21 protein-coding genes are annotated in these 26,190 nt (G+C 70.6%); 13 read left to right on the top strand and 8 right to left on the bottom strand.

The window, feature by feature from the left end:
• Positions 1-65: 65 nt before the first annotated feature.
• The gene (locus tag ACQEXA_RS35320; RefSeq protein WP_432928035.1) at positions 66-1,118 is read right to left on the bottom strand and encodes an esterase-like activity of phytase family protein; all 1,053 of its coding nucleotides are present in this window, start codon (positions 1,116-1,118) and stop codon (positions 66-68) included.
• 66 nt (positions 1,119-1,184) lie between these two features.
• Complete coding sequence (locus ACQEXA_RS35315) at positions 1,185-2,105, bottom strand: serine hydrolase (RefSeq protein WP_432928037.1); 921 nt, start codon at positions 2,103-2,105, stop codon at positions 1,185-1,187.
• A gap of 230 nt (positions 2,106-2,335) precedes the next feature.
• Between ACQEXA_RS35315 and ACQEXA_RS35310 the strand changes: the two genes are divergently transcribed.
• On the top strand, positions 2,336-2,956 hold the full coding sequence (locus ACQEXA_RS35310; protein ID WP_432928039.1) for a DUF7691 family protein: 621 nt from the start codon (positions 2,336-2,338) through the stop codon (positions 2,954-2,956).
• Positions 2,957-3,066: 110 nt separating this feature from the next.
• On the opposite strand, the gene ACQEXA_RS35305 is transcribed toward ACQEXA_RS35310, so the two are convergent.
• The 3 genes from ACQEXA_RS35305 to ACQEXA_RS35295 all read right to left on the bottom strand — a co-directional run bounded on the left by ACQEXA_RS35305 (position 3,067) and on the right by ACQEXA_RS35295 (position 7,319).
• On the bottom strand, positions 3,067-4,752 hold the full coding sequence (locus ACQEXA_RS35305; RefSeq protein ID WP_433132026.1) for a thiamine pyrophosphate-binding protein: 1,686 nt from the start codon (positions 4,750-4,752) through the stop codon (positions 3,067-3,069).
• The gene (gene speB, locus ACQEXA_RS35300; RefSeq protein WP_432928042.1) at positions 4,749-5,753 is read right to left on the bottom strand and encodes an agmatinase; all 1,005 of its coding nucleotides are present in this window, start codon (positions 5,751-5,753) and stop codon (positions 4,749-4,751) included. Before speB ends, ACQEXA_RS35305 begins: the two co-directional genes overlap by 4 nt.
• A gap of 105 nt (positions 5,754-5,858) precedes the next feature.
• A complete protein-coding gene (locus tag ACQEXA_RS35295; protein WP_432928044.1) occupies positions 5,859-7,319 on the bottom strand; it encodes a sodium:solute symporter in 1,461 nt (486 codons plus the stop codon).
• Positions 7,320-7,513: 194 nt separating this feature from the next.
• Here ACQEXA_RS35295 and ACQEXA_RS35290 point away from each other — a divergent pair, with 194 nt between their 5' ends.
• Positions 7,514-9,118: a PucR family transcriptional regulator ligand-binding domain-containing protein gene (locus ACQEXA_RS35290; RefSeq protein WP_432928046.1), complete on the top strand. Its 1,605-nt coding sequence runs from the start codon at positions 7,514-7,516 to the stop codon at positions 9,116-9,118.
• 89 nt (positions 9,119-9,207) lie between these two features.
• On the top strand, positions 9,208-9,996 hold the full coding sequence (locus ACQEXA_RS35285; RefSeq protein ID WP_432928048.1) for a phosphatase: 789 nt from the start codon (positions 9,208-9,210) through the stop codon (positions 9,994-9,996).
• A gap of 178 nt (positions 9,997-10,174) precedes the next feature.
• Here the strand turns inward: ACQEXA_RS35285 and ACQEXA_RS35280 are convergent, their stop codons facing one another.
• The 3 genes from ACQEXA_RS35280 to ACQEXA_RS35270 all read right to left on the bottom strand — a co-directional run bounded on the left by ACQEXA_RS35280 (position 10,175) and on the right by ACQEXA_RS35270 (position 12,973).
• A complete protein-coding gene (locus tag ACQEXA_RS35280) occupies positions 10,175-11,041 on the bottom strand; it encodes an acyl-CoA thioesterase (protein ID WP_359391508.1) in 867 nt (288 codons plus the stop codon).
• Positions 11,042-11,085: 44 nt separating this feature from the next.
• A complete protein-coding gene (locus tag ACQEXA_RS35275; RefSeq protein WP_432939184.1) occupies positions 11,086-12,243 on the bottom strand; it encodes an acyl-CoA dehydrogenase family protein in 1,158 nt (385 codons plus the stop codon).
• A 121-nt stretch (positions 12,244-12,364) separates the two neighbouring features.
• Positions 12,365-12,973, bottom strand: coding sequence for an SACE_7040 family transcriptional regulator (locus ACQEXA_RS35270; RefSeq protein ID WP_432928050.1), 609 nt, complete (start codon positions 12,971-12,973; stop codon positions 12,365-12,367).
• A gap of 86 nt (positions 12,974-13,059) precedes the next feature.
• Here ACQEXA_RS35270 and ACQEXA_RS35265 point away from each other — a divergent pair, with 86 nt between their 5' ends.
• From ACQEXA_RS35265 to ACQEXA_RS35220, 10 genes are all read left to right on the top strand, one after another.
• A complete protein-coding gene (locus ACQEXA_RS35265; RefSeq protein ID WP_432928052.1) occupies positions 13,060-14,676 on the top strand; it encodes a carboxyl transferase domain-containing protein in 1,617 nt (538 codons plus the stop codon).
• A 9-nt stretch (positions 14,677-14,685) separates the two neighbouring features.
• Positions 14,686-16,635 (top strand): acetyl/propionyl/methylcrotonyl-CoA carboxylase subunit alpha, encoded by a 1,950-nt coding sequence (locus ACQEXA_RS35260; protein WP_432928054.1) that lies wholly within the window; start codon positions 14,686-14,688, stop codon positions 16,633-16,635.
• On the top strand, positions 16,632-17,570 hold the full coding sequence (locus ACQEXA_RS35255; RefSeq protein WP_359391512.1) for a hydroxymethylglutaryl-CoA lyase: 939 nt from the start codon (positions 16,632-16,634) through the stop codon (positions 17,568-17,570). The genes ACQEXA_RS35260 and ACQEXA_RS35255 overlap by 4 nt, the downstream gene beginning before the upstream one ends.
• Before the next feature lie 5 nt (positions 17,571-17,575).
• Positions 17,576-18,736, top strand: a complete 1,161-nt coding sequence (locus tag ACQEXA_RS35250) for an acyl-CoA dehydrogenase family protein (protein WP_359391513.1) — start codon at positions 17,576-17,578, stop codon at positions 18,734-18,736.
• Between the two features lie 347 nt (positions 18,737-19,083).
• Positions 19,084-20,133: an ABC transporter substrate-binding protein gene (locus ACQEXA_RS35245; protein ID WP_432928056.1), complete on the top strand. Its 1,050-nt coding sequence runs from the start codon at positions 19,084-19,086 to the stop codon at positions 20,131-20,133.
• Positions 20,134-20,170: 37 nt separating this feature from the next.
• Positions 20,171-21,013: a siderophore-interacting protein gene (locus ACQEXA_RS35240; RefSeq protein WP_432928058.1), complete on the top strand. Its 843-nt coding sequence runs from the start codon at positions 20,171-20,173 to the stop codon at positions 21,011-21,013.
• A gap of 132 nt (positions 21,014-21,145) precedes the next feature.
• A complete protein-coding gene (desA, locus tag ACQEXA_RS35235) occupies positions 21,146-22,606 on the top strand; it encodes a lysine decarboxylase DesA (RefSeq protein WP_433132024.1) in 1,461 nt (486 codons plus the stop codon).
• The gene (locus ACQEXA_RS35230) at positions 22,590-23,867 is read left to right on the top strand and encodes a lysine N(6)-hydroxylase/L-ornithine N(5)-oxygenase family protein (RefSeq protein WP_432928062.1); all 1,278 of its coding nucleotides are present in this window, start codon (positions 22,590-22,592) and stop codon (positions 23,865-23,867) included. The genes desA and ACQEXA_RS35230 overlap by 17 nt, the downstream gene beginning before the upstream one ends.
• Positions 23,864-24,406, top strand: a complete 543-nt coding sequence (locus ACQEXA_RS35225) for a GNAT family N-acetyltransferase (protein WP_432928064.1) — start codon at positions 23,864-23,866, stop codon at positions 24,404-24,406. Before ACQEXA_RS35230 ends, ACQEXA_RS35225 begins: the two co-directional genes overlap by 4 nt.
• Complete coding sequence (locus tag ACQEXA_RS35220) at positions 24,403-26,175, top strand: IucA/IucC family protein (protein ID WP_432928066.1); 1,773 nt, start codon at positions 24,403-24,405, stop codon at positions 26,173-26,175. Before ACQEXA_RS35225 ends, ACQEXA_RS35220 begins: the two co-directional genes overlap by 4 nt.
• The last annotated feature ends 15 nt before the right edge of the window (positions 26,176-26,190 follow it).

The raw sequence follows: 26,190 nt of genomic DNA, 5'->3' as shown, positions 1-26,190 counted from the left end.
AAGCGGATTTCATCCCTCCGCAACAATTCCGAGACCAAGGCCCCAGGGAGGGCGGTGCCGCGGACCTAGGACGCCGTGGGGTGCGGGAGACGGACGCGCAGTGAGTACAGACGGGTGATCTGTGCCGCGTTCTGGCTGTCGTCGCTGACCAGGAGGACGTTCAGCCGGCCGTGCGAGGCGCCCGTGATCGTCATGCCCTCGATGTTGTCGAGGAGCGGGTTCGGCTGGGGCTGCTTGGCCGTCGCTCCCAGTGACGGGCAGTTCACGATGTCGGCCAGGAGCGTCTTCTTGACCAGGCGTACGCCGGTCTGGCCCGTGAGGTTCTCGATGCCGCTCGTGTCGGTGGCGTGGCGCAGGTCGGCCAGGTAGAGGCGGACGGTGTTGCCGTACCCGGCGGTGAACCCGCGCTCCAGGACCAGCAGACGCCCGTCGGGAGTCGCCGTGGTCTCGGAGACGCCGAGACCCGCATCCGCGCGGTAGCCGTACTGGGCCGCGAGCGCGAAGTGCCGCCCGTGCCGCGTCCAGGTCTGGAAGCGCACGATGCCGGCCGTGTCGCCGCTCAGCGAGCCCTCCATGCCGGCGAGCAGTCGGTGCCCGCCGGGCAGCAGGGTCAGGCCCTCGAAGGTCTGGTTCGAGGTGGCGCGCCCGGCCGGGGCGACCCGGAGGGAGTCCGGCACCGGCAGACGGTCGAGGATCTTGCCGTCGCGGGAGTAGCGGCGTACGGACGGCTCGGTCTCGGAGGTGACGAGACGGGTGCCGTCGCGGTCCACGACGAGCCCCTCGGAGTCGAGCGCGGCGCCGTTCTCGTCGGCGAGGTTCACCACGCTCGTGGGCGCGAAGGTGTTGCGGTCCAGGGTGAACAGCGAGGAGCGGTCGGAGAGCGCGGCGATCCGGCCGTCGCTGCCGATGGAGAGCGCGGAGAAGTTGCCGACGAACGTACCCTCGTACGTCGTCTTGTCCAGGGCGTCGGAGAAGCCCTTGATGTCGACGCTGGAGGAGCAGGCGTGCGCGGCCGTGCCGGTCGCGGCGGACGCTACGGCGGCGGGCCCGGCGGCGGCCGGCCAGGCGGCCGCCGCCAGGGTGGCGGTGACGGTGCCGAGAAGCATTCGCAGGCGCATGGCGCCACCGTAGGGCGAGCCGGTGGAGCGTGCATGGACTCGCCGTGAGTCGACGGGAGTCGGACGTCAGCTCGCGGGAACCGCGGGCATGACCTCCTGCGGCGTACTCGTGGGCACGTACGCGGTCTGGGCGGTGGTCGTCGGCACCAGATCCTTGTGGATGGCCTTTGCCACGTTCTGGATGGTGGTGACGCCGTAGCTCATGGTGCTGTTGTCCTGGGTGAGCACGGTGATCATGTAGTCGTGGCCGCGTCCGTTGAACGTGCCGACGCTGTGGATCCGCCAGCCGTGTGTGGCGCGCTGCAGCCAGCCGTTCTTGACGTGCACGGAGACGCCGGACGGGGCGCCCGCCGGAGTGCCCCAGCGCTGCGAGGAGATGACCTTCCCCATCAGCTTCAGGATGTACGCGCGGGAGTTGTCGCTCAGCACGGTGTTCTTGGCGGTGACGAGCTTGAGCAGCTTCTGCTCGTCCTGCACGGTGATCTGGGTCAGGCCCCAGTAGCCGTTCGCGCCCGGCTTGGTCTGGGTCATGCCGGCGGCCGTGAGGAAGCCCTTGATCTTCGTCAGGCCGAGCTGCTTCCACAGCGCGCTGGTGGCGTTGTTGTCCGACTTGGTGATCATCGCCGTGGTGAGGCTGACCTCACGAGAGGTCAGATAGCGGTTGTGCTTCTTGGCGTCCCACAGCAGCGTGGCGAGCACGGTGACCTTGACGACACTGGCCGAGTCGTAGGCACTGGTGGCGCGCAGCGAGCAGGTGGTGTTGGTGGAGCGGTCGTAGAGCCCGACCGCGACGGTCCCCTTGCGGCCCGCGAGCGCTGCGGTGATGTCCTTCTGCAGTTTGGCGGCCAGGCCCGCCTTGCCCGACGTACAGGCGACCGTCGGCGTGGCGGCAGCGGCCGGCGCGGCGCTCGCCACGAGCGGTATGAGCACCCCGGCACCGAGGCTCGCGCAGAGCACACGGGCGCGCCGGGACATCCGGTGAGTCATGGAGTCCCCATCTTCTTGGTGGAATCGGACGTGCCCCGGCACGTCCGAACTCATGACGCACAGACACGGGTGAATGGTTGTACGGAGGACGGCCCTTTCCCCGCTCCGCGCCCGCGGCTCCCTCCGCCGGCGGGGACGCCGCCCGGCGGCGCAACCCTGACCCCCGTCCTGCCGGGGGCTGTTGCGATCATGGGCGGACGCGTCCGGAGCATGGGGAGGAAGAGGAAACAGTGAGCTATTGCCTGGAGATGAGCACCGGCGACATGCGCAGGGTCATGCGGCTGCTCACCGCGGTGGAGCCGACGCCGCAGCAGGAGCGGCTGCTCGGGATCGTGCGTGAGAGGTGCGCGAAGACCGACGCCCGGTTCCACGACCAGGGCATCGATCTCGGGGTCTCCGTCGGCCAGGCACTCGAAGAACTGCTGGAGGGCGCACTCAGCGTGGACGTGAGCCCCGCGTACACGTACGCCTTCCACGAGGTGGTGGCGTGCCACTTCTCCGACACCGTGGACCTCGGGTCATGGCGGCGGATGTCCTGGTTCCACTCCGTGGACGACGAGCTGGCCCGGCACGGCGTGCCGTCGGATCTGCGGCCGGGCACGTTCCTGTTCAGCGGGCCGCCGGTAGGGCTGCCGCACCCCGGCGACATCGTTCCGCAGATCGGCGTCCTGCCGGCCCCGCGTGCCGCCGCGCTCTGCGACGCGTACGAGGCGGTGCTGGACCGGCTGGATCCCGACCACCAGGGGACGGTCCGCAGGTTCGCCGAGGTGCTGCGTGTCGAGGCCGAGGAGTGGGAGAGCGCCCGGAGCCTCGGCCAGACGAACGACACGATCTTCTTCTGGTTCCGGTGATCCCGTCCGGGCCCTTGAGTCCGTCTCCGGCGGTCCGGGCCCTTGAATCCGTCTGCGGCGGTCCGATCCCTTGAGTCCGTCTCCGGCGATCAGGTTCTGGTCGGGCCGCGTCACTCCAGGTGCGTCGGGGCGAACATCCGCAGGACCGCCGGGAGGACGACCACCGAGGGACCCGGCTGGGCAAGGGCCTTCGTGAGGTCGTCCTCAAGGGACTCCGGGGTCGTGCGGACCCCCGGGACACCGAAGGACTCGGCCAGCGCCACATAGTCAGGGCGGGTCAGCTCCGTCCCCGTGGCCTCACCGAAGGCGTCCGTCATGTACTCGCGCAGGATGCCGTAGCCGCCGTCGTCCACGATCAGCCACGTCACGTTCAGGTCGTGCTGCCGTGCCGTCGCCAGCTCGGCGATGGAGTAGAGGGCTCCCCCGTCGCCCGAGACCGCGAGGACCGGGCGCGTCGGGTCCGCTACGGCCGCGCCCAGCGCCGCCGGGAAGCCGTAGCCGAGGCCGCCGGCGCCCTGCGCCGAGTGCATGGTGTTGGCGCCTCGCGGGTCGAAGGCCGACCACGCCCAGTACGCGAGGATCGTCATGTCCCAGAAGGACGGGGAGCCGGAGGGCAGGGCACGCCGCACCGACGCCAGCACCTGCTGCTCCAGGGTCAGTTCCTGGGACGCGATCCGCTCGGCGACCCGGGCCAGCAACGCCTGTACGCGCTCGGGGGCCGCCGCGTCCTCCCGTACGGACACCGTTTCCAGCAGGGCCTGCAACGCCAGGCGTGCGTCCGCGTGGATGCCCAGGGCCGGCTGGTTGGACTCCAGCTTGCCGAGGTCCGCCTCGATCTGAATCACCCGGCCGCGCGGCTTGAACGTGTAGTAGTTCGAGGACAGTTCGCCGAGTCCGGAGCCGACCACCAGCAGGACGTCCGCGTCCTCGAGGAAGTCCGTGGTGTGGCGGTCCTCCAGCCAGGACTGGAGGGAGAGGGGGTGCTCCCAGGGGAAGGCGCCCTTGCCGCCGAAGGTGGTCACCACCGGGGCCTGGAGCCGCTCCGCTAGCGCCAGGAGCTTCCCGGAGGCGTCCGCCCGGACCACTCCTCCGCCCGCAATGATCGCCGGACGGGCGGCCTTGGAGAGCAACTCGGCGGCCACCGCGGTCAGTTCGGGGCGCGGCACCAGTTCCTTGGGGGTCGCGTCCATCGCCGTCACCACCGGCAGGCCCGTCTCCCCCAGCAGCACGTCCTGCGGGATCTCTACCCACACCGGCCCGTGCGGGGCCGTCAGCGCCGACGCCCACGCCTCCGCGATCGCAGACGGGATCTGGGACTGGGTGCGGACGGTGTGGACGGACTTGACCACGCCACGGAACGAGGCCGCCTGGTCGGGAAGTTCGTGGAGGTAGCCGTGGCGGCCGCCGCCCAGCCCCGCGGTCGGGATCTGGCTGCTGATCGCGAGGACCGGGGCCGAGGCCGCCGCCGCCTCCTGGAGCGCGGCCAGCGAGGTCAGCGCGCCGGGGCCGGTGGACAGGAGCAGCGGTGCCGCCTCGCCCGTGATCCGGCCGTACGCGTCGGCCGCGAAGCCCGCGTTGTTCTCCACCCGCAGTCCGACGTACCGCAGATCGGAGCGGCGCAACGCGTCGAACATGCCGAGCGCGTGCTGGCCGGGCAGTCCGAAGACCGTCGTCGCGCCCAGCCCGGCCAGCGTCTCCACGACCAGGTCCCCGCCGTTGCGGCCGCGGGGAGGGTTCAGCGCGGCCTCGGTCTGCGCCGCCGTCGGACGGAGGACCAGGTCGTGGTCGTGGGTCACTTGGTCTCGGTCTCCTCACCGGCGCGGGCGGCCGCGATCTGGCGGGTCATGATGGTCGTGAGTTCGTACGCGGTGTGCGACGCGGCCACCGACGTGATCTCCGCGTGGTCGTACGCGGGCGCCACCTCGACGACGTCCGCCGAGACGAGGTTGCAGGAGGCGAGGCCGCGCAGGATCTCCAGGAGCTCACGCGAGGTCATGCCGCCGGCCTCGGGCGTGCCGGTCCCGGGGGCGTGGGCCGGGTCGAGGCAGTCGATGTCGATGGAGATGTACAGCGGGCGGTCGCCGATGCGCTGGCGGAGCTGGTCGGCGACCTCGTCCGCGCCGCGCCGGTAGATGTCGGCGGAGGTGACGATGCCGAAGCCCATCTTCTCGTCGTCGGTGAGGTCCTGCTTGCCGTACAGCGGGCCGCGGGTGCCGACGTGGGAGAGCGCGGAGGTGTCGAGGATGCCCTCCTCGACGGCGCGGCGGAACGGGGTGCCGTGCGTGTACTCGGCGCCGAAGTACGTGTCCCAGGTGTCGAGGTGGGCGTCGAAGTGCAGCAGTGCCACGGGGCCGTGCTTCTTCGCGACCGAGCGCAGCAGGGGCAGCGCGATGGTGTGGTCGCCGCCGAGCGTCATCAGGCGGGCGCCCGTGCCGAGCAGCTCGTCGGCGGCGGCCTCGATGGTCTCCACCGCCTCGTTGATGTTGAAGGGGTTCACCGCGATGTCGCCGCCGTCCGCGACCTGGGCCAGCGCGAAGGGGGAGGCGTCCTGTGCCGGGTTGTACGGGCGCAGCAGGCGGGACGCCTCACGGATCGCGTTGCCGCCGAAGCGGGCGCCGGGGCGGTAGGAGACGCCCGAGTCGAACGGCACACCGACCACCGCGACGTCGGCGGTGCCGACCTCGTCGAGGCGGGGCAGCCGGGCGAAGGTCGCCGGACCCGCGTACCGCGGGATGCGGGACGAGTCGACGGGGCCGCGGGGCCGGCTCGCGCCTGCGGTGTTCTCGGTGCTGCTCATCGTCGGACTCCTCCGGGTCTTGCGTGATTCTTCCAGTGTCGCGGACCCCACGGCGGGGCCCGCACGGCCCGGCAGCCGCTGGGCTGCCGGGCCGAAGCAACGGGGCTAGACGCCCACGGCCGCGGGCTCCTCCGTGTGCGCCGCGCCACGTCCCGCCAGCCGCTCGCGCCAGGTGGCCAGCACCGCCTCGTCCGTCGGCTTCGTCGCGAGCGACACCACGACGTACGCCGCCAGCGACGCCAGCAGTCCGTAGTAGACGGGCTCGTTCGCGAGGATGCCGTAGGACGCCATCAGGCCGATGACGGCGAGACCGCCGACCACCACCGAGGCGAGGGCGCCGTGCACGGTGCCGCGCTTCCACAGCAGTCCGCCCAGGATCGGCACGAGCAGGCCGCCGACGAGCAGGTTGTACGCGACGGTGAGCGCCTCGACCACGTTGTCGATCGCGATGGCCGTACCGATGACGCCCACCCCCATGATCAGGATGAAGGCGCGGTTGCCCTTGACCTCGTCGTGCGCGCCCTCGTCGCCGCGCACGGCACCGCGCAGCCGCGACCAGATGTCGTTGTTGGCGACGGTCGCGCACGCGATGAGCGCGCCGGAAGAGGTCGACATCACCGCGGCCAGCGCGGCGGCCAGCACCAGCCCCCTGACGCCCACGGGAAGTTCGTGCTTGACGATGGTCGCGAAGGCGTCGTCGGGGCTGCCCAGGTTCGGGTAGAGGACCTTGGTCGCGGTGCCGATGACGGCACCGGCGAGCGCGTAGGCCAGGCAGTAGGTACCGGCCACCGTGCCGCCCCACTTGGCGGTCTTGTCGCTGCCCGCGGTGAACACGCGCTGCCAGATGTCCTGGCCGATCAGCATGCCGAACGTGTAGATCAGGACATAGGTGAAGATCGTCTCGCCGCCGATGCCCAGCGGGTCGAAGTACGTGGTCGGCAGCTTGGCCTTCATCTCGCTGAAGCCACCGGCCCTGACGACCGCGACCGGCAGCAGCAGGAGCAGGACGCCGATGGTCTTCACCACGAACTGCACCATGTCGGTGAGCGTGATGGACCACATGCCGCCGAGCGTCGAGTACGCGACGACGATGGTGCCGCCGAGGATGATCGCGACGGTCCGGTTCATGTCGAAGAGGACGTCGAAGATGGTGGCGTAGGCGATGGTCGAGGTGACCGCGAGCATGAGGGTGTACGCCCACATGACCAGGCCCGATATCACCCCGGCCCGGCCGCCGTACCGCAGGTCGAGCATCTCGGAGACGGTGTAGACCTTCAGACGGGCGATGCGCGCGGAGAAGAAGACGGACAGGGCGAGCAGACCGAGGCCGATGGTGAACACCATCCAGGCGCCGGAGAGCCCGTACTGGTAGCCGAGACCGACGCCACCGATGGTGGACGCGCCGCCGAGGACGATCGCCGCCATGGTGCCGGAGTACATCGCGGGCCCGAGCCGGCGGCCCGCGACGAGGAAGTCACTCTTGGACTTGGCGCGGCGCATGCCCCACCAGCCCACGGCCAGCATGCCGGCCAGATAGACGACGATCACTGTGTAGTCGACGGCCATGCGGGGTCTCCTTCGCGCACTTTCCGGTGGCGTGTCGTGCAGATACGTTGGGGGTGGGGGCGCCGGCAGCTCCTCACGGGGACATCCGCCCGTACCCGCGGCTGCCGGTCTGGACCGACCCTAGGTGGCCGGAAAGCGACTGCGAAGTGTACGTTTCATCCATTCAAGCGGAAGGGGATGGAGGGTACGCACACATGCCGGACGCATCCTCACCAGCGGTGCCGCCCACCCCGCCGATCCCGCTGTCGGCGCTGCTGGCCCGGGAGGACCTGGCCCTGCGCCAGATCGCCGGACCGGCCGACCCCGGCATCGTGATCCACTGGGCGCACACATCGGAGATGGCCGACCCCTACCCGTATCTGCTCGGCGGCGAGCTGCTGCTGACGGCGGGCGTGCACGTGCCCGGGCCGGCCGGCTCGGGCGGCTACTTCGACGAGTACGTCTCCCGGATCGTGGCGGCCGGCGGCGCGGCCCTCGGCTTCGGCCTCGCCCCGGTGCACGACACGATGCCCCGGACCTTGGTGGCGGCCTGCGACGCGCAGGGGCTGCCGCTCCTCGAGGTGCCGCCACAGACCACCTTCTCCGGCGTGGCCCGCGCCGTCTGGCAACTGATGGCCCAGGCCCGCCTGGCCGAGCTGCGCCGGGTGACGGAGGCCCAGCAGAGTCTGGCGGCCGCCGCCTCCCGCCCTGACCCGGTGCCGTCCGTGCTGCGGCAGCTGGCCCAGCGGGTGGGCGGCTGGTCGGTGCTCTACGGGCCCGACGGGAGCCGGACCGCGGCGGCGGGCCGGGAGCCGGGGCCCGAGGCGCGGGCGGCGATGGCGGAGCTGGCGCAGGTCGTGCGACCCGCCGGGGCGGCGCCACGGCCGCCGTCCCGTTCCGCGGCGGCCGAGCAGCCGGACGGTCCCGCCGGGGCGGTCCACCCGCAGCCGGCCGGGAGACCTGCGCCGTCCTCCGCCGCCGACACCGTCGCCGGGACCCATCTGGCCGCCTACGCCCTCGCCCCCGGTCAGGGCTTCGTCCTCGGTGTGGCCTCCCCGCAGCGCGACACCGGTGACCACACCATCGCGTCGGTGGCCGCGGTCCTCCTCTCCCTCCTCACCGGCGAACACCGGAGCGGCACGGGCGCCGCGCGTTCGTCGGCGCTCGTACGGCTGCTGCTGGGAGCCGCGCCGGAGGAGGTGGCGCCGCTGCTCGGGACCGAGCGGTGGCTCGTCGTCCACGCCCACCCGGATGTACCGCCGGCCGGGGCCACCGGGCCGCGCCCTGCCGGCACGGACCCGCACGGCGGCATGCCCGTCTCCGCGCTCGGCGCCGCGCTCGGGTCCACACTGATCGACGTCTCGGAGAGGGTCGTCAGGGTCCTCGTCCCGGCCGACCGCGAACCGGCCCCGCAACCCGGCTGGACCCTCGGCGTCAGCGCTCCCGCCGCCCCGCACGACTGGCCCTCCGCCGACGCCCAGGCGGCCCGCGCCCTGGCCCGCGCCCGCGCCACCCGCGCGGCCCTGGTCCGGCACGGCAACCGCCACGGCCTCGCCGACCTCGTCCCCCACGAAGAGGCCGAGGCGCACGCCCGCGCCCTCCTCGCCCCGATCGACACCACCCCCGCGCTCACCGAGACGCTGCGCACCTGGCTCTCCCTGCACGGCAGCTGGGACCGCACCGCGGTGGCCCTCTCGGTGCACCGCAACACGGTCCGGCAGCGCATCGCCCGCTGCGCGACGCTACTGAACGCGAACCTGGATGATCCGGACATACGGATGGAACTGTGGTTCGCGCTGAAACAGCCGGGACAGGGCTGACGGACCGGCCTGCCCGGCGCCGAGTGACGCACGTCCCACGGTGCGGAACGCCGGCAGACCACGCGGAGCGCACCGGCAGAATGGGGGGCATGCCGATACCCGGGACCCCCAGCCGCGCCGAGCTCGTCGACCACCTCGTGCAGACCCGTATCGCGGGCGACGTCGCCACACCCCGCGAGAACAACCTCTCCCACTACCGCAAGCTCGCGAACGGCGACCGCAACTTCTGGCTGGGCCTGGAGCTCGGGGACCGCTGGACCGACGAGCAGGACGTGCTCGCGGTCATGGCGGAGCGCTGCGGCGTCAACGACGACCCCGAGTACCGCTATGGCCAGGACACCATCGATCCCGAGCTGACCGTCGACGCCCTCGACCGCTTCGCGGCCCGTCTGCGCAAGGCCACCGCCGGCGAGCAGCGCGTCCTGCTGGCCACCGGCCACCCCGGCGGCCTCCTCGACGTCCACCGGGCCACCGCCGCCGCGCTGCGCACCGCCGGCTGCGAGATCGTCGTCATCCCGGAGGGCCTCCAGACGGAGGAGGGCTACGTCATGCAGTTCGCCGACGTGGCCGTCCTGGAGCACGGCGCCACCCTCTGGCACACGCACTCCGGCGAGCCGATGCGCGCGATCCTGAAGGGCCTGCAGGCCGAGGGCCGCGCCCTGCCCGACCTGGTCGTCGCCGACCACGGCTGGGCGGGCTGCGCGGGTCAAATGGGCATCGACTCCGTCGGCTACGCCGACTGCAACGACCCGGCCCTTTTCCTCGCAGAGGCCGAGGGAACGGTCCAGGTGACGGTCCCCCTCGACGACCACGTCACGAGCCCCCGCCACTACGACCCTCTGACGGCGTACCTGCTCAATGCGGCGGGGCTGGCCTGAGCGATCCGGAAGGTCATACTCCGACCACCGACGGCAAGATCATCGCAAGCTTGCCTCCCGCTCGTCGGGTCCCGTATCGAGTCGGAGCTGATCCGGCGCGACTGAGCCGACTCCGGGCCGGGGCAACAAAAACGGGGGGTCGCCCGCGCGGGCGAACCCCCCTTCCGGTCTCCCGGCGTCACCGCGGGACCCGGACCACACCTTCCTGGATCACCGAGATCGCCAGCCGCCCGTCCTGGGTGTAGATACGGGCCTGGCCGAGGCCGCGGCCGCCGTACGCCGACGGGGACTCCTGGTCGTACAGAAGCCACTCGTCGGCCCGGAACGGGCGGTGGAACCACATCGCGTGGTCCAGCGAGGCCCCGACGACATCGCCGACGGCCCAGCCGCCGCGTCCGTGCGCGAGCAGGACGGAGTCGAGGAGCGTCATGTCGGAGACGTATGTGGCGAGGACGACATGCAGCAGGGGGTCGTCGACCAGCTTGCCGTTGGTGCGGAACCACACCTGGGAGTGCGGTTCGCGCGGCTCGCCGAACTTGCCGTACGGCGGCTCGTCGACATACCGCAGATCGACCGCCTCGCGCACCTCGAGGAACCGCTCCACCACATCGGGCGGAAGGTGGTCGTAGCCGCGCATCCTCTCGTGCGAGGTGGGCAGCGTCTCCGGGTCGGGCGCGGGCGGCATCGGGGCCTGGTGGTCGAGGCCTTCCTCGTACGTCTGGAAGGACGCCGAGAGGTGGAAGATCGGCTGTCCGTGCTGGATCGCCACGACACGGCGCGTGGTGAAGGAGCGGCCGTCACGGATGCGGTCCACGGTGTAGACGATGGGTGCGCCCGCGTCCCCCGGACGCAGGAAGTACGCGTGCAGGGAGTGGGCGGGCCGGTCGTGGGGGACCGTCCGTCCGGCGGCGACCAGCGCCTGGGCCGCCACCTGCCCGCCGAAGACGCGCGGGACGACGGCGGACCGGGACTGACCGCGGAAGATGTCCTCCTCGATCTGCTCCAGGTCGAGCAGATCGAGGAGGGACTGCAGTGCCTGACTCATGAGGTCAGTTGTATCCGGTGTATCCGGCAGACTTTTCGCGGACCTTACAGGCCCATGTCCTTGGCGATGATCGTCTTCATGATCTCGCTGGTGCCGCCGTAGATGCGGTTGACGCGGTTGTCGGCGTACAGACGGGCGATCGGGTACTCGTTCATGTAGCCGTAGCCGCCGTGCAGCTGGAGGCAGCGGTCGATGACGCGGTGCGCGACCTCGGTGCAGAACAGCTTGGCGCTCGCGGCCTCGGCCGGGGACAGCTCACCGGCGTCGAGGGCCTCCAGGGCGCGGTCGGCGACCGCCTCGGCGGCGTCCACCTCGGCCTGGCAGCCGGCCAGCTCGAACTTGGTGTTCTGGAAGTGGGCGACCGGCTTGCCGAAGACGGTGCGGTCCTGCACGTACTGCTTGGCGAACCGGACGGCGGCCTTGGCCTGCGCATAGGCGCCGAAGGCGATGCCCCAGCGCTCGGAGGGCAGGTTGGCGCCGAGGTAGTAGAAGCCCTTGTTCTCCTCGCCGAGCAGGTCCTCGACCGGGACCTTCACGTCGACGAACGCCAGCTCGGCGGTGTCGGAGGTCTTCAGGCCGAGCTTGTCGAGCTTGCGGCCGACGGAGTAGCCCTCGGACTTGGTGTCCACGGCGAAAAGGGAGATGCCGTGGCGGCGGTCCTCGGCGGTCGCCGGGGAGGTACGGGCGCAGACGATGACCCGGTCGGCGTGCACGCCGCCTGTGATGAAGGTCTTGGCGCCGTTGAGGACGTAGTGGGTGCCGTCCTCGGAGAGCTTGGCGGTGGTCTTCATGCCCGCGAGGTCGGAGCCGGTGCCCGGCTCGGTCATCGCGATGGCCCACATCTCCTCGGCGGAGACGAACTTCGGAAGGAAGCGCTTCTTCTGCTCGTCGGTCGCGAGCATCTTGATGTAGGGCAGGGCGAGCAGCACGTGCACGCCGGAGCCGCCGAAGTTGACGCCCGCGCGGGCGGTCTCCTCGTACTGGATGGCCTCGAACTTGTGCGTGTCCAGGCCGGCGCCGCCGAACTCCTCCGGGACGTTGATGCCGAAGAGTCCCAGCTCGGCCAGCTTGTAGTAGAACTCGCGCGGCGCCTGGCCGGCGGCGAACCACTCGTCGTAGACCGGTACGACCTCGGCCTCAATGAAGGCGCGCAGGGTCTCCCGGAATGCCTCGTGATCCTCGTTGAACACCGTACGGCGCACCGCCGCCACCTCCACCTGGCTCTGTCTAAGCGCTTGCTCAGACTGAACCGTACCGGCGGGTACGGACACCCGTCCAGGGGAGCAGACCCGTAACGCTCGTCACGCTTGCGGAGCAGCCCGCTCAGTCCTGCCTGGCCGCCGCGAACGCCCCCCTCGCCATCCGGTGCAGCAGCCCGGCCGTCACCGCGCGCCCCGGCAGCGCACCCGGCCGCCCGAGGTGGGGAGTCGAGTTCAGCAGGCCGAACACCGAGTGCACGGCCGAGCGGGCGGTCGGCTCGGTCAGGCCCGGATACACCTCACGGACGACCTCCACCCACAGCTCCACGTACTGCCGCTGAAGCTGCCGCACGAGCTTGCGGTCGCTGTCCCGGAGGCGGTCCAGCTCCCGGTCGTGCAGGGTGATCAGGGGACGGTCGTCGAGCGCGAAGTCGATGTGCCCCTCGATCAGCGAGTCGAGGACCGTCTCGGGGTCGCGCCCCTCGGGTCCCCCGTCGGCCTCGGCGACCCGTCGCCTGGCCCCGGTCAGCAGCTGCCCGCTGATGCCCACGAGCAGCTCGGCGAGCATCGCGTCCTTGCCCGCGAAGTGCCGGTACAGACCGGGTCCGCTGATGCCGACCGCGGCCCCTATCTCGTCGACCCCTACACCGTGGAAGCCGCGCTCGGCGAAGAGCCGGGCGGCCTCCTTCAGGATCTGCTCACGACGGGTGGGTGCGTCGGTTCTCGTGGCCATGAAATCGATTCTAGACAGGGAGGTTAGCGCTCGTTAACCTGGAGGAAATGCGTTAACGCTCATTAACAAGGTGAGGGGACCGCAGGATGCTGGAGGCACCGGAGCTGACGAGCGCGGCCGATCCCGCGTCGGAGGCCTGGCGGGCCAATGAAGAGGCGCACCGCGCGCTCGGCGAGGAGCTGCGGGCCAAGCTGGCCGCGGCCCGGCTCGGCGGCGGCGAGAAGGCCCGTGCGCGCCACACGGCGCGCGGCAAGCTGCTGCCGCGCGACCGCGTGGACACCCTGCTGGACGCGGGGTCGCCCTTCTTGGAGCTGGCGCCCCTCGCCGCCGACGGGATGTACGACGGGCAGGCGGCCGCCGCCGGGGTGATCGCCGGGGTCGGGCGGATCAGCGGCCGCGAGTGCGTGGTCGTGGCCAACGACGCCACGGTCAAGGGCGGCACCTACTACCCGATGACGGTAAAGAAGCACCTGCGCGCCCAGGAGGTGGCGCTCGAGAACCGCCTCCCCTGTGTGTATCTGGTCGACTCCGGAGGCGCCTTCCTGCCCATGCAGGACGAGGTGTTCCCCGACCGCGAGCACTTCGGGCGGATCTTCTACAACCAGGCCCGCATGTCCAGCGCCGGCATCCCCCAGATCGCCGCGGTGCTCGGATCCTGCACGGCCGGCGGGGCGTACGTCCCGGCGATGAGCGACGAGGCCGTGATCGTGCGCAACCAGGGCACGATCTTCCTGGGCGGCCCGCCCCTGGTGAAGGCGGCCACCGGTGAGGTGGTGACGGCCGAGGAGCTGGGCGGCGGCGAGGTCCACTCGCGGGTGTCGGGCGTGACCGACCACCTCGCGGAGGACGACGCGCACGCGCTGCGGATCGTGCGGACCATCGTCTCGACCCTCCCCGCGCGCGGGCCGCTGCCCTGGGAGGTCGTCCCGTCGACGGAGCCCAAGGTCGATCCGTTCGGCTTGTACGGTGCGGTGCCGGTCGACTCGCGCACGCCCTACGACGTACGCGAGGTCATCGCGCGCGTGGTGGACGGTTCGCGCTTCGCCGAGTTCAAGGCGGAGTTCGGGCAGACGCTCGTCACCGGCTTCGCCCGCATCCACGGCCACCCGGTCGGGATCGTCGCCAACAACGGCATCCTGTTCTCCGAGTCCGCCCAGAAGGGCGCCCACTTCATCGAGCTGTGCGATCAGCGCGGCATCCCGCTGGTCTTCCTGCAGAACATCTCCGGCTTCATGGTCGGCCGCGACTACGAGGCGGGCGGCATCGCCAAGCACGGGGCCAAGATGGTCACGGCGGTCGCCTGCACACGCGTACCGAAGCTCACGGTGGTCGTGGGCGGCTCGTTCGGCGCGGGCAACTACTCGATGTGCGGCCGGGCGTATTCGCCGCGCTTCCTGTGGATGTGGCCGAACGCGAAGATCTCGGTGATGGGCGGCGAGCAGGCCGCGTCGGTCCTCGCGACCGTCAAGCGCGACCAGTTGGAGGCCCGCGGGGAGTCCTGGCCGCTGGAGGACGAGGATGCCTTCAAGGCCCCGATCCGCGCCCAGTACGAACAGCAGGGGAACGCCTACTACGCGACGGCCCGACTGTGGGACGACGGCGTGATCGACCCGATGGAGACCCGGCAGGTGCTGGGCCTGGCCTTGACCGCCTGTGCCAACGCCCCACTGGGCGAACCCGGCTTCGGCGTCTTCCGGATGTGAGGGGGATCCATGTTTGACACGGTGCTTGTGGCCAACCGGGGCGAGATCGCGGTGCGCGTCATCCGTACCCTGCGCTCGCTCGGCGTGCGCTCGGTGGCCGTCTTCTCCGACGCGGACGCCGACGCCCGGCACGTCCGGGAGGCCGACACGGCGGTACGGATCGGGCCGGCGCCCGCGACCGAGAGCTATCTGTCCGCGGAGCGGCTGCTGGAGGCCGCCGCACGGACCGGCGCCCAGGCGGTGCACCCGGGGTACGGCTTCCTCGCGGAGAACGCCGCGTTCGCGCGGGCGTGCGCGGAGGCGGGCCTGGTCTTCATCGGGCCTCCCGCGGAGGCGATCTCGCTCATGGGCGACAAGATCCGCGCCAAGGAGACGGTGCAGGCGGCCGGGGTCCCGGTCGTCCCGGGATCGAGCGGGAGCGGGCTCACGGACGCCGAGCTGGCCGACGCCGCCCGGGAGATCGGCATGCCGGTGCTGCTGAAGCCGAGCGCGGGCGGCGGCGGCAAGGGCATGCGGCTGGTGCGGGAGCAGGAGAAGCTCTCCGACGAGATCGCCGCCGCGCGCCGCGAGGCCCGGGCGTCCTTCGGCGACGACACACTCCTCGTGGAGCGCTGGATCGACCGGCCCCGCCACATCGAGATCCAGGTGCTGGCCGACGCCCACGGGAACGTGGTGCACCTGGGCGAGCGCGAGTGCTCCCTCCAGCGCCGCCACCAGAAGATCATCGAGGAGGCGCCGAGCGTCCTCCTCGACGAGGCGACGCGCTCGTCGATGGGCGCGGCGGCCGTCCAGGCGGCCCGCTCGTGCGGCTATCGCGGCGCGGGCACGGTGGAGTTCATCGTCCCGGGCGGCGACCCCTCCGCGTACTACTTCATGGAGATGAACACCCGCCTCCAGGTGGAGCACCCGGTCACCGAGATGGTCACCGGCCTCGACCTGGTGGAGTGGCAGCTGCGGGTGGCCGCGGGAGAGCCCCTGTCCTTCGGGCAGGAGGACGTCACGCTCACCGGGCACGCGGTGGAGGCCCGTATCTGTGCCGAGGACCCGGCCCGCGGCTTCCTCCCCTCCGGCGGGCGGGTGCTGTCGCTGCACGAGCCGCAGGGCGACGGGGTGCGCACCGACTCGGGACTGACCGAAGGCACCGAGGTGGGCAGCCTGTACGACCCGATGCTGTCGAAGGTCATCGCGTACGGCCCGGACCGCGCGACCGCGCTGCGCAAGCTGCGGGCGGCCCTGGCACAGACCGTCACCCTGGGCGTGCAGACGAACGCCGGGTTCCTGCGCCGTCTGCTGGCCCATCCGGCGGTCGTGGCGGGCGAGTTGGACACCGGGCTGGTGGAGCGCGAGGTGGACGGCCTGGTACCGGCCGAGGTGCCGGACGAGGTGTACGAGGCCGCGGCGGCCGTCCGCCTGGAGGCACTGCGACCGCGGGGCGAGGGCTGGACGGACCCGTTCTCCGTGCCGAGCGGCTGGCGACTGGGCGGCGAACCCAAGCCGGTGTCCTTCCCGCTGCGGGTCCTGGAGCCGCTGGAGTACGCGCCCCGGGGCAGCCACACGGTCACGGAGGACTCGGTGTCCGTCGTCCTGGACGGTGTCCGCCACACCTTCCACCGCGCCGCCGACTGGCTCGGCCGCGACGGCGACGCCTGGCACGTGCGCGACCACGACCCGGTCGCCGCGTCGCTCACCGGTGCCGCCCGCTCCGGTACCGACTCGCTGACCGCGCCCATGCCCGGCACGGTCACCGTCGTGAAGGTGGCCGTCGGGGACGAGGTGGCCGCGGGGCAGAGCCTGCTGGTGGTCGAGGCGATGAAGATGGAGCACGTCATCTCCGCCCCGCACGCGGGGACCGTCGCGGAACTCGACGTCACCCCGGGCACGACGGTCGCCATGGACCAGGTGCTGGCCGTGATCGCGCCGCACGAGGACGACAGCGTGGAGACGGAGGGGAAGGAATGACCGCTCAGGGACTTCCCATGGTCGTACAGTCCGAGGACCTGCCCCCACGGGTCAGGATCCACGAGGTCGGCGCGCGTGACGGACTGCAGAACGAGAAGCGCACGGTCCCGACGGAGGTGAAGGCGGAGTTCATCCGCCGGCTCGCCGACGCGGGCCTGACCACCATCGAGGCCACCAGCTTCGTCCACCCCGAGTGGGTGCCCCAACTCGCGGACGCGGAGGAGTTGTTCCCGCTCGTCCACGAGCTGCCGGTGGCCCTTCCCGTCCTCGTCCCGAACGCGCGCGGGCTGAACCGCGCCCTCTCGCTCGGCGCCAAACGGATCGCCGTCTTCGCCAGCGCCACCGAGTCCTTCGCCAAGGCCAATCTCAACCGCACGGTGGACGAGGCCCTGGCCATGTTCGACCCGGTGGTCCGGCAGGCCAAGGACCGCAAGGTGCACGTCCGCGGCTATCTGTCGATGTGCTTCGGCGACCCCTGGGAGGGCCCGGTCCCCATCCACCAGGTCGTCCGGGTCAGCAAGGCGCTCATGGACATGGGCTGCGACGAGCTGAGCCTCGGCGACACGATCGGCGTGGCGACACCGGGCCATGTCCTCAACCTGCTCTCCGAACTGAACGAGGAGGGCGTGCCGACCAGCGCGATCGGTGTCCACTTCCACGACACCTACGGCCAGGCGCTCGCCAACACCCTGGCCGCGCTCCAGCACGGCGTGACGACCGTCGACTCCTCCGCGGGCGGCCTCGGCGGCTGCCCGTACGCGAAATCCGCCACCGGAAACCTCGCCACCGAAGACCTCGTGTGGATGCTTCAGGGCCTCGGCATCGAGACCGGGGTCGATCTGGGCCGGCTCACCGCCACGAGCGTGTGGATGGCCGCCCACCTGGACCGGCCCAGCCCGTCCCGCACCGTCCGAGCCCTCTCCCACAAGGAGTGAATCCCATGGACCACCACCTCTCCCCCGAGCTGGAGGAACTCCGGCGCACGGTCGCGGAGTTCGCTCGCGACGTCGTGGCGCCCAAGATCGGCGACTTCTACGAGCGCCATGAATTCCCGTACGAGATCGTCCGCGAGATGGGCCGCATGGGCCTGTTCGGGCTGCCGTTCCCGGAGGAGTACGGCGGCATGGGCGGCGACTATCTGGCGCTGGGCATCGCGCTGGAGGAGCTCGCCCGTGTGGACTCCTCAGTGGCCATCACCCTGGAAGCGGGCGTCTCCCTGGGCGCGATGCCTGTGCACCTCTTCGGCACCGAGGAACAGAAGCGCGAGTGGCTGCCCCGGCTGTGCGCGGGCGAGATACTGGGCGCCTTCGGCCTCACCGAGCCGGACGGCGGCAGCGACGCCGGAGCCACCCGTACGACGGCCCGCCTGGACGCGGACACGAACGAGTGGGTGATCAACGGCACGAAGTGCTTCATCACCAACTCGGGCACGGACATCACGGGTCTGGTCACGGTCACGGCGGTCACCGGCCGCAAGCCGGACGGCAAGCCGCAGATCTCCTCGATCATCGTCCCGTCCGGCACGCCGGGCTTCACGGTGGCAGCGCCGTACTCGAAGGTCGGCTGGAACGCCTCGGACACCCGTGAACTGTCCTTCCAGGACGTCCGCGTGCCCGCCGCCAACCTGCTCGGCGAGGAAGGCCGCGGCTACGCCCAGTTCCTGCGCATCCTGGACGAGGGCCGCATCGCCATCGCGGCGCTGGCGACCGGTCTGGCCCAGGGCTGCGTGGACGAGTCGGTCAAGTACGCCAAGGAACGCCAGGCCTTCGGCCGGCCGATCGGCGCCAACCAGGCCATCCAGTTCAAGATCGCCGACATGGAGATGAAGGCCCACACGGCCCGGCTGGCCTGGCGCGACGCCGCCTCCCGCCTGGTCTCCGGCGAACCCTTCAAGAAGGAGGCGGCCCTGGCGAAGCTGTACTCGTCCACGGTCGCCGTCGACAACGCCCGCGACGCCACCCAGATCCACGGCGGCTACGGCTTCATGAACGAGTACCCGGTGGCCCGCATGTGGCGGGACTCCAAGATCCTGGAGATCGGCGAGGGCACCAGCGAGGTACAGCGGATGCTGATCGCCCGGGAACTGGGGCTGGTGAGCTGAGCCACCCGCGACCGCGGGTTCACCGCGCGCGGAGCGTGGAGTACGCGAAGATGCGCGCGATCGCCGGCGAACGCACGGCGTAGGCGAGGCACTTGAAGGGGTCGGACGGCCGGGATCGGCGGTCCGGCCCCTTCCTCGCGATGGCAATCCTGTCGAAGCGCCCTCAGCCGTGCTTCTGCAAGCAGCCGGACGTGCGGCTCGCCCCCCACCGCCCCGGCCCAGCACGACGGACTGTCGGGTTTTCCGCTGTCCGGACCCCTGCCCTCTCGACAAAGACTAAGGTTAGGCTAACCTATCTTCGAACCCAATCGGCGGACGCTCCGCCCCGTTCGAAGGCAGCCACACTCATGTCCCATGCTCGTGCCACCCGTCTCTCCCGCCGCGGCATCCTCGCCGCCGGCGGCGCCCTCGGCCTCGGTGCCGTGCTCGCGGCCTGCGGTGACGACAAGGGCAAAAGCAGCGGCTCGGGCGGCGGGAAGGCCGCGGCCACGTCCGGACCCTGGTCGTTCAAGGACGACCGCGGGCAGACGGCCAAGGCGGACAAGACCCCGGCGGGCATCGTCGCCTTCGTGGGCGCCGCCGCCGCCCTCCACGACTACGGCATCGATGTGAAGGGCGTCTTCGGGCCGACGAAGACCAAGGACGGCAAGGCCGACGTCCAGGCCGGCGACCTCGACATCAGCAAGGTCACGATCCTCGGCAACGAGTGGGGCCAGTTCAACATCGAGAAGTACGCGGCCCTCACTCCCGACCTGCTCGTCACCACGATGTTCGACGATGCGGGCACCCTCTGGTACGTGCCCGACGAGTCCAAGAAGAAGATCCTCGCCGTCGGTGCGCCGAGCGTCGGCATCTCCGTCTACGACCGCCAGATGACCGAGCCGCTGCAGCGCATGCTCGACCTCGCGAAGTCGCTCGGCGCGGACACCACTTCGGCGAAGATCACCCAGGCGAAGAAGCGGTTCGAGGACGCGGCCGCCCGGCTGCGGGCGGCCACCAAGGCCAATCCCGGCATCAAGGTGCTGGCGGGCTCCGCGAGCCAGGACATCTTCTACGTCTCCGGCTCCAACCTCTCCATCGACCTGGAGTACTTCAAGGCACTCGGCGTGGACTTCGTCGAGCCCTCCGCCTCGGTGCTCAAGGCCAGCGGCGGCTGGTTCGAGAACCTGAGCTGGGAGAACGTCGACAAGTACAAGGCCGACGTCATCATGATGGACAACCGCACCTCGGCCATCCAGCCCGCCGACATCACCGAGGCGACCTGGAAGAAGCTCCCCGCGGTCAAGGCGGGCCAGGTCATCGCCCGCAACCCCGAGCCCATCCTGTCGTACGACAAGTGCGCCCCGCTGCTCGAGGACCTCGCCAAGGCCATCGAGACGGCCAAAAAGGTCGGCTGACCCGTCCCGACCCGTTTCCTGACGCTCAGGAGCATTCATGACGACGGCCGTGGCCGCCCCGTTCCGTTTCTTCTCCCTCCAGGTCGTACGGACGAGGCGGCTCGGCCCGTCCCTGGTCCGGGTCACCTTCGCGGGGGAGGATCTGCGCGCGTTCCACTCCAAGGGATGCGATCAATCCCTCTCGCTGTTCCTCCCGCACCCCGGCCAGCCGGAGCCGGTGATCCCCATCGAGCTCGGCGACGACTGGTGGCGGGGCTGGCGTGAACTCCCGGACGACGTACGGGCGGTGATGCGCTCGTACACACTCCGGGCCCTGCGGCGCGACCCGGACGAGATCGACATCGACTTCGTGTTGCACGGTGTGGAGCCGGGGGCGACCGTCGCGGCGGGACCAGCCTCGGTCTGGGCCTCCCGCGCCACCCCCGGGGACCACGTCGTCCTCCTCGGCCCGGCGGTCGCGGACAACCGTGCCGTCCGCTTCCGTCCGCCCGAGGACACCGATCTGGTGGTGATCTGGGCCGACGAGACCGCCGTACCCGCCGCCTCCGCGATCCTCGAAGCGCTGCCCGCGGGCATCCGCGTCCGCGCCTGGCTGGAGGCCGGGTACGCCGGTGACATCCAGGACCTGGCGACCGAGGCCGACGCCGAGATCAGCCGGCTCGTACGCAGCGAGGGGTCTCCCGCAGCCCTCGACGCGCTGCGGCGGACCGAACTCCCCGCGGCCGACGCCCCGTACATCTGGATGGCGGGTGAGTCCGGCCGCGTCAAGGAGCTGCGCCGGCACTTCGTCGGCGAGCGCGGGATCGACCGGCACCGCGTCACCTTCGTGGGGTACTGGCGGCTCGGGCTGAGCGAGGAACAACTGCGCGCACAGGAGTGACGGCGGTCACGAAGAGGGCGGCATTGTCGTGATCAAACTTAGGTTAGGCTAACCTAAGTAAAGGCGATGTCGCCCTCTTCTGCCCCGCCTCTCCTGCCCCGTACGGACTGTCCCCACCGGGAGGACCCCCACATGCGCTCGCACCTGCTCAATGACCTCACCGCGGAGCACTACCGCCGCTCCGTGACCGAAGGAGTAGAGCGGGTGGCCGCCAAACTCGCCGCCACCGACCGTCCGTTCACCGGCGTCACGGCCGGCACCCTCGCTCCCAAGATCGAGCGGATCGACCTGGACCGCCCGCTCCACGACACCTCCGCGGTCCTCGACGAGCTGGAGGAGCTCTACCTCCGGGACGCGATCTACTTCCACCACCCCCGCTACCTCGCCCACCTCAACTGCCCGGTCGTCATCCCGGCCGTGCTCGGCGAGGCCGTCCTGTCCGCCGTGAACTCCTCCCTCGACACCTGGGACCAGTCGGCCGGCGGCACCCTGATCGAGCGCAGGCTCATCGACTGGACCGCCGAGCGCATCGGCCTCGGGCCCGCCGCCGACGGCGTGTTCACCTCCGGCGGCACCCAGTCCAACCTCCAGGCGCTGCTGCTGGCCCGCGAGGAGGCGGCCAAGCCCGGGCCGGAAGGCGCGGCCTCCCTCGCCGAACTGCGCATCTTCGCCTCCGAGGTCAGCCACTTCAGTGTGAAGAAGTCGGCGAAACTGCTCGGCCTCGACCCCGAGTCCGTGGTCTCCATCCCCGTCGGTTCCGACAAGCGCATGCAGACCGTCGCCCTCGCCCACGAACTGGAGCGCTGCGCTCGGGACGGACTGACCCCGATGGCCGTCGTCGCCACCGCGGGCACCACCGACTTCGGCTCCATCGACCCGCTGCAGGAGATCGCCGAGCTGTGCGCGCAGTTCGGCGTGTGGATGCACGTGGACGCCGCCTACGGCTGCGGACTGCTCGCCTCGCTCCAGAACCGGGACCGCCTGGCCGGCATCGAGCGGGCCGACTCGGTCACCGTCGACTACCACAAGTCCTTCTTCCAGCCGGTGAGTTCGTCCGCCGTACTGGTCCGGGACGCCGCCACCCTGCGCCACGCGACCTATCACGCCGAGTACCTCAACCCGCGCCGCATGGTCCAGGAGCGCATTCCCAACCAGGTCGACAAGTCCCTCCAGACCACCCGCCGCTTCGACGCCCTCAAGCTGTGGCTGACCCTGCGCACCATGGGCGCCGACGGGATCGGGCAGCTCTTCGACGAGGTCTGCGAGCTGGCGCAGGAGGGCTGGAGCCTGCTGGCCGCCGACCCCCGGTTCGACGTGATGGTGCGTCCGGAGCTGTCCACCCTCGTCTTCCGCTACATCCCGGCGGCCGTCACCGACCCGGCCGTGATCGACTGCGCCAACCTGTACGCCCGCAAGGCGCTGTTCGCCTCCGGCGACGCCGTGGTGGCGGGCACCAAGGTCGCGGGCCGCCACTACCTGAAGTTCACCCTGCTCAACCCCGAGACGACGGCGGACGACATCGCCACCGTGCTCGATCTGATCGCCGGCCACGCCGAGCAGTACCTGGGAGAGTCCCTTGACCGCGCTTCCTGAAGCCACCGCCAAGACATACGACTTCGTGGGGATCGGGCTCGGCCCCTTCAACCTCGGCCTCGCCTGCCTCACCGAGCCGATCGCCGCGCTCGACGGCGTCTTCCTCGAGTCCAAGCCGAACTTCGAGTGGCACGCGGGGATGTTCCTGGAGGGGGCCCACCTCCAGACCCCGTTCATGTCCGACCTGGTCACCCTGGCCGACCCCACCTCCCCGTACTCCTTCCTCAACTACCTGAAGGAGCAGGGCAGGCTGTACTCGTTCTACATCCGCGAGAACTTCTACCCGCTGCGCGTCGAGTACGACGACTACTGCCGCTGGGCCGCCTCGAAGCTGCGCAGCATCCGCTTCGGCACGACGGTCACCGAGGTCACGTACGAGGACGAGGTGTATGTCGTCCGGACGCGGACCGGGGACACCTACCGCGCCCGGCATCTGGTCCTCGGCACGGGCACCCCACCGCACATCCCCGAGGCCTGCCGCGGCCTCGAAGGCGAAGTCGTCCACAACTCGCGCTATCTGGACCACAGGCACCAGCTCCAGGCCATGGATTCGATCACCCTGGTCGGCAGCGGCCAGTCCGCGGCGGAGATCTACTACGACCTGCTCGGCGAGATCGACGTCCACGGCTACCGGCTGAACTGGGTCACCCGCTCCCCGCGCTTCTTCCCGCTGGAATACACCAAGCTCACGCTGGAGATGACCTCTCCCGAGTACGTCGACTACTTCCACGCGCTGCCCGAGCGGACCCGCTACCGCCTCACCGAGCAGCAGAAGGGCCTGTTCAAGGGCATCGACGGCGACCTGATCAACGAGATCTTCGACCTGCTGTACCAGAAGAGCCTCGACGGCCCGGTCCCCACCCGCCTGCTCACCAACTCGGCGCTCACCAGCGCCCGCCACGAGGACGGCAGCTACACCCTCGGCTTCCGCCAGGAGGAGCAGGGCAAGGACTTCGAGCTGCGCTCCCAGGGACTGATCCTCGCCACCGGCTACAAGTACATCGAGCCGGAGTTCCTGAAGCCCGTCCGCGACCGCCTGCGCCACGACGAGCACGGCAACTTCGACGTGGCCCGCAACTACTCCATCGACCTCTCGGGCCGCGGCGTCTTCCTGCAGAACGCCGGCGTCCACTCGCACAGCGTCACCAGCCCCGACCTGGGCATGGGCCCCTACCGGAACGCGTACATCATCCGGGAACTGCTCGGCACCGAGTACTACCCGGTCGAGAAGACCATCGCCTTCCAGGAGTTCGCAGTATGAGCACGACCGCCCTCGGCACCCTCGCCTTCCGCCCCCTCGACCCCCTCGAGGACGCCGTGCTCCTGCACGGATGGGTGACGCACCCCAAGGCGGCCTTCTGGATGATGCAGGACGCCCGGCTGGAGGACGTCGAACGCGCCTACATGGAGATCGCGGCCGACGAGCACCACCACGCCCTCCTCGGACTGCACGACGGCGAGCCCGCCTTCCTGATGGAGAAGTACGACCCGGCCCACCGCGAGCTGGTCGGGCTGTACGAGCCGGAGTCCGGCGACGTCGGCATGCACTTCCTGGTCGCGCCGACCGACGCACCCGTGCACGGCTTCACCCGGGCCGTCATCACCGCCGTGATGCGCCACCTGTTCGACGACCCGGCGACCGAACGCGTCGTCGTCGAACCCGACGTCCGCAACACCGCGGTGCACGCGCTGAACGCCGCCGTCGGGTTCGTGCCGGCGCACGAGATCCGGAAGCCGGAGAAGACGGCGCTGCTCAGCTTCTGCACCCGAGAGCAGTTCGAGCGGGCGGTGACGGCATGACCCTCGCCGACGCCGTCTCGCACCTGTCCCCCGAGCCCTGGGAGAAGGCCAACCGCCTTCTCCTGCGCAAGGCGCTCGCCGAGTTCGCGCACGAACGGCTGATCACCCCCGAACGGGAGGACGACGGCCACTACGCCATCCGCAGCGACGACGGACTCACTCGCTACCGGTTCACGGCCACCGTCCGCGCCCTCGACCACTGGCAGGTCGACCCGGACTCGATCACCCGCCACCGGGAGGGCGGTGAACTCCCGCTCGAGGCTCTTGACTTCTTCATCGAGCTGCAGCGGTCCCTCGGGCTGAGCGCCGAGGTGCTCCCGGTGTACCTGGAGGAGATCTCCTCCACCCTCTCGAGCACCTGCTACAAGCTCGGCAAGCCGCAGATCACCGCCGCCGAGCTGGCGCGCAGCGGGTTCCAGGACATCGAGACCGGCATGACCGAGGGGCACCCCTGCTTCGTCGCCAACAACGGGCGGCTCGGCTTCGGCATCCACGAGTACCTGTCGTACGCGCCCGAGACCGCGAGCGCGGTCCGGCTGGTGTGGCTGGCCGCGCACCGCTCACGGGCCGCGTTCACGGCGGGGACCGGGATCGTGTACGAGTCCTTCCTGCGGGACGAGTTGGGTGAGGCGACGGTCGAGCGCCTCCACCGGCGGCTCACGGACCAGGGTCTGGACCCGGCCGACTACCTCCTCATACCCGTCCACCCCTGGCAGTGGTGGAACAAGCTCACCGTCACCTTCGCCGCCGAGGTCGCCCGGCGGCACCTCATCTGCCTCGGCGAGGGCGACGACGAGTACCTGGCCCAGCAGTCCATACGGACCTTCTTCAACAGGAGCAGTCCCGAGAAGCACTATGTGAAGACGGCCTTGTCCGTCCTCAACATGGGCTTCATGCGCGGGCTGTCGGCCGCCTACATGGAGGCCACCCCGGCGATCAACGACTGGCTGGCCCGGCTCATCGAGAGCGACCCGGTCCTCAAGTCGACCGGCCTCACGATCATCCGCGAGCGCGCGGCCGTCGGCTACCGCCACCTCGAGTACGAGGCCGCCACCGACCGCTACTCCCCGTACCGCAAGATGCTCGCCGCCCTGTGGCGGGAGAGCCCGGTGGCCTCGCTCCAGGAGGGCGAGACCCTGGCGACCATGGCGTCCCTCGCCCATGTCGACCACGAGGGCGCGTCCTTCGCCGGAGCGCTGATCGAGCGGTCCCGGCTGGGGCCCACGGAGTGGCTGCGCCGCTATCTGCGCGCCTACCTCACCCCGCTGCTGCACAGCTTCTACGCCTACGACCTGGCCTTCATGCCACACGGCGAGAACGTGATCCTCGTCCTGAAGGACGGTGTCGTGCAGCGGGCGGTCTTCAAGGACATCGCCGAGGAGATCGTGGTGATGGACCCGGACGCGGTGCTGCCGCCGGAGGTGGCGCGGATACGCGCCGAGGTCCCGGAGGAGATGAAGCTCCTGTCGATCTTCACGGACGTCTTCGACTGCTTCTTCCGCTTCGTCGCGGCGAACCTCGCCGCCGAAGGGGTCCTGGACGAGGAGGACTTCTGGCGGACGGTCGCCGAGGTGGTCCGCGCGTACCAGGACGCGGCTCCGCACCTCGCCGAAAGGTTCCGGCAGTACGACATGTTCGCCCCCCGGTTCGCCCTGTCCTGCCTCAACCGGCTCCAGCTGCGGAACAACAGGCAGATGGTCGACCTGGCGGATCCGTCAGGAGCGCTTCAACTGGTGGGGGATCTGAGGAATCCCGTCGCGGGGCTGTAGCGCCGCGCACAGACG

This window comes from Streptomyces sp. CA-106110 (assembly GCF_050936285.1).
Lineage (GTDB): Bacteria > Actinomycetota > Actinomycetes > Streptomycetales > Streptomycetaceae > Streptomyces.
The sequence above is the reverse complement of the archived record's forward strand: the minus strand, read 5'-3'. Positions and strand labels throughout refer to the sequence as shown.